The following is a 3,748-nucleotide window of genomic DNA, read 5'->3' as shown; positions in this document are numbered from 1 at the left end:
ACAGAACGGCGACTATCGGTTGATCGGCTTGCAGAAGCTGTGACAGCTACATCGGGAATGCCGATTAGTACTTGTTCATCATCCTGGCTTAGGTAAACTCGCTTTTCTACAGCCACACGGTAGTTGCGATTGAGCAAATCATCGAGGGTGTCTGCGATCGCAACAATCATCCGGCTATGGAACTCTGACCATAGCTCTGGCTGCTCGATAAAGGGGTTCATTCCAGGGAGCGGAGAAGGCATGATTTAGCTAGTGCTAACTGCCTCCATCATAGCCATTTCAAAAGTACTTACTGGTTTGGCAGTGCGGTGGCTTCACCTTCTAACGCCCAGCCCCGTTCAGTTGCTAGTGCCTCCAAATAGTCAATCCGCGATTCTGTCAGTGGATGGGTGGACTGCCATTCTAGTAAACGGTCAGCTACCCCAAGATCCAATTCCTGCTCGTTCAATCGCTCAAAAAAATCGAGGGCATGATCCACATGGCCATAGCGCTCGTACATGATTTCAAAGGCATAGACATCGGCCCGTTGCTCTTGGTCGCGGCTATAGTGTAAATCTGCCAAATTTACTGACCCTGTTAGCATCGGAGGCAGCTGCACCCCGCTCAGTCCCAGCAGGCTGTGCAAACTTAAAAACACAAGAGATCGCCCTAAGCCACGTAGGGTATCGCGATTGTCAAAGTGGCCAAGTTCGTGGGCCAGCACAAAGGCCAGTTCATTTTCCGTTTCGATATCTGCTAGCAGACCGGTGGTAACAAAGACATGTCCCCCCGGTATCACCATGGCATTGGGAATCGGCTCATCCAGAATGTGGACTTGGAGCTTCGGACGCTGCTTGAGGTCATCGCTCAATAAGGATTCTGCCAGGGACCGCGTATAGTCATACTGCGCTCCCTCCTCGATCACGCTAGTCCCAACAAATAAGCGCTCAAAAAGTACCTCTCCTATTTTGGCCTCTGTTTCTGGTCCGATACGCGCTGCAATTTGAGCGCCGATTACCCCCAGACTGGCATAAATAGCCACCCCCGCTGCCACGACCGTACCGATCAGATAGCCAAAGTTAACCAGTGGATGTACCGGCGTAATATTGACCTCATGGACTATTTCACGCGGGGTGTATTTCATCTGGGTTTAGTCTCTTACAGGTCTGCCGGATTAACGAATGCCTGTGCCATAGACCATGACCTCAACGGCACCTGGGTTTGATTGGTTTTGTCCGGCAATATTTGAGGTTTCAAAACGCACGTTAATTACCTGTGAGGCACCCCAGTCAATGGCGGCTTCTTTCATTCGCAACATAGCCTCCCGCCGTCCTCGATCAATGAGGGTTTCATAGACCGTGACCCGTCCACCGACGAGGTTGCGTAAACTGGCCGATATGGTTTTGAAATAATCATTGGCAACGACAACATTGCCTACAAACATTTCAGCCTCGTGGGCATAGGGCAAATCTTGCTTAGCGCCCCAGTTCATGACTGGTACATGGAGCGTGCTTTTTTCACGCTGTTTGATGTCTTTGTAGTGCTGCTGTTCGCGACGGTTACCCCAAAAATAACCGACTGAAATCAAAATCAGAAAAACGATAATTTGTTCCATTGTGATATCCCAAAATGCCTGTTATCACCCTTGCTCTACTGGACTTTTACCGCCGTACCATAGGCAAATAGTTCAGCCGCTCCGGGGGCAACTGAGGATGTGGCAAATCGGACATTGACAACGGCATTGGCACCTAGCTGTTTGGCTTGCTCTACCATCCGGTGGACGGCTTCTTGTCGGGATTCTTGTAAGAGTTCGGTATAGGCTGTCAGCTCACCACCTACAATATTTTTGAAACCAGCCAGAATATCTTTACCAACGTGCTTAGCACGAATAGTGCTGCCTTGAACTAGGCCATAGTGCTCGATAATTTCTTTGCCGGGTACGCCTTCTAGAGTGGTGAGGGTGACGCTAGTGGCGCGGGCAGTTGAGCGTGTCATTCCAAAGCTCCTAATAAAATTAAATCGTTAGTGTGTCTGTGGTGTTAGAGATGGCATCCCAGCATCTGTCATCTGAGACATGGATGGGTGGCATATCGCTCCTGATTTGATAAATACAGGGCGTAGGTATCAAATTCCGCTGTAAAGCTGTATGTGAAGACGTATGGACTATCCAAACTGGGAGCGCTTTTAGGGTGAAAACTGTTTATCTAAAAAGCAACTCGGCCTGATTGTATCGTCTGCTTTAGAATGCCCGGACATTTATAAAGTTGCTTTATGGAAAATTTAGGTGTTGCTGACTTTCAGGATGATTTCATTCCGGTGATACCCGGCTATTGTCGAAACTCTGACAAAAGCTGTCCACACCGATTTTGCTGATATACAGGGCAACGGGGACTGCTAAAAGGTTTGGGCATTCGCTGTTTTGGCTGAGGTGTTGCGCCAAGCCCACAACTCGCTGTGTGCTCAGGTCGGCCCGAAACTCTGGTAAACAGGCAATGTGTCGATAGCGTTTGGCAAATCCCTCTAGCCACCCATCATTTTCTGTGGGTTCCAAGCCTGCCCTGAGCGCTAACGATAGAGCGGCATCATTGAGATCACCGTCACAATCTTCGATTTCTTGGAGCGATCGCATTGCTTCAGGATAATCGGCTAGCCGTTCTATAAGTTGAGTGATTTCGATTAGAGGAATGGAAAGCATGGGCAAGGGAGAAAGGGGGAAAGAAGGCCGGGGAAGCAAACCGAGCTGTAACCCGTAACCACTTCACATAATCGACGAAAAATTTGGTCTTAGGGAGCCTGCTTAATAATTTTCTCAAACCAATGTTCAAAGCGTTCCCCCAGGGCTGGTAGCGAGTACTCGGTTTCTGCCTGCTGGCGGCAATGGGCGCGATTGATCTGATCCAGCTGTTGAATGCCGTTGACTAAGCCATCCACATTATCTGGTTCCACTAGCCAGCCGGTTTTGCCATGGTCGATGATTTCGGCTGGGCCACCGCGACGATAGGCCACTACAGGGACACCGCAGGCTAGGGCTTCAATTGCCACATTACCAAAAGCCTCGACCCAGCGGGGGGTCATCAGCAATCCTCGACATGAGCGGACAATGGCTTGGAGCTGCTGGGTGTTGACAAATCCTAGATAGTCTATGGGGGCTTGGGGATAGGTCTTTTGAATGGTATCCCAATAGTCCTGATTTTCCAGCTTCCCTAGAATTTTTAGGGGCGTGTTTGTCCGTTGGGCGGCCGCTACCGCATCTTCGAGACCTTTTTCGGGGGAGATGCGTCCTAGCCAAACCAGGTCGGGGCCAGGTGTATCACAGTAGCTATACTGACTCAGATTAATGGCGCTGTTCAGCAACTGCCAGGAGATGCCTGGTGGGAACGTATCCACCTGGGATTGGGTGTAGGCCCCCAGGGTGCCTGGAAACTTTTCATTTACCTGGGCAATGGCCCGATCCATGATTCGACTGAGGGAGCCCATACTGACGAAATGGGCAATGGGAGTCTCAAAAAACGGTGTCAGGTAAAAGGGTAGCCAATCGTAGGCAAAGTTGACGATCAGGTCGTAGTGTTGTTGGACCTGGCGGGCATAGGTCCACTGGTTGGCGAGGATAGCGTCATCCAGCATAATTGCCGGGGTATCGCGGCCTTGGGTATGGGCCGTAGACTGGAGTATGCCTGGGATTTGGATTAGCTGAACTTCATTTAACTGAGGGAGTTGAGAATTTTCGGGGGCTGCGATCTCAACTTGATGACCACGCTGAGTCAAGGCC

Annotated in this window: 6 protein-coding genes; all 6 read right to left on the bottom strand. The window is 50.3% G+C overall.

The window, feature by feature from the left end:
• Positions 1–242 (bottom strand): DUF4058 family protein (locus tag IQ260_RS28680; protein ID WP_193996482.1); only part of this gene is annotated, 242 nt, incomplete at its 3' end.
• Positions 243–289: 47 nt separating this feature from the next.
• Entirely contained in the window at positions 290–1,123 is an 834-nt protein-coding gene (locus IQ260_RS28675) for a M48 family metallopeptidase (protein WP_193996481.1), read from the bottom strand.
• Between the two features lie 30 nt (positions 1,124–1,153).
• The gene (locus IQ260_RS28670) at positions 1,154–1,594 is read right to left on the bottom strand and encodes a YbjQ family protein (protein ID WP_193996480.1); all 441 of its coding nucleotides are present in this window, start codon (positions 1,592–1,594) and stop codon (positions 1,154–1,156) included.
• A gap of 35 nt (positions 1,595–1,629) precedes the next feature.
• Complete coding sequence (locus IQ260_RS28665) at positions 1,630–1,974, bottom strand: YbjQ family protein (protein WP_193996479.1); 345 nt, start codon at positions 1,972–1,974, stop codon at positions 1,630–1,632.
• A 313-nt stretch (positions 1,975–2,287) separates the two neighbouring features.
• The gene (locus IQ260_RS28660) at positions 2,288–2,674 is read right to left on the bottom strand and encodes a hypothetical protein (protein WP_193996478.1); all 387 of its coding nucleotides are present in this window, start codon (positions 2,672–2,674) and stop codon (positions 2,288–2,290) included.
• Between the two features lie 89 nt (positions 2,675–2,763).
• The coding region (locus tag IQ260_RS28655) for a glycosyltransferase family 4 protein (RefSeq protein WP_193996477.1) at positions 2,764–3,748 on the bottom strand (985 nt) is incomplete at its 5' end.

The organism is Leptolyngbya cf. ectocarpi LEGE 11479 (assembly GCF_015207065.1).
Taxonomy (GTDB): domain Bacteria; phylum Cyanobacteriota; class Cyanobacteriia; order Phormidesmidales; family Phormidesmidaceae; genus Leptothoe; species Leptothoe ectocarpi.
This window is presented reverse-complemented; position numbering and strand designations above follow the sequence as displayed.

Excerpts from the sequence above, each read along its gene's own strand:
- IQ260_RS28675 (WP_193996481.1), bottom strand. The coding sequence starts at position 1,123 with ATGAAATACACCCCGCGTGAAATAGTCCATGAGGTCAATATTACGCCG.
- IQ260_RS28670 (WP_193996480.1), bottom strand. The coding sequence starts at position 1,594 with ATGGAACAAATTATCGTTTTTCTGATTTTGATTTCAGTCGGTTATTTT.
- IQ260_RS28665 (WP_193996479.1), bottom strand. The coding sequence starts at position 1,974 with ATGACACGCTCAACTGCCCGCGCCACTAGCGTCACCCTCACCACTCTA.
- IQ260_RS28660 (WP_193996478.1), bottom strand. The coding sequence starts at position 2,674 with ATGCTTTCCATTCCTCTAATCGAAATCACTCAACTTATAGAACGGCTA.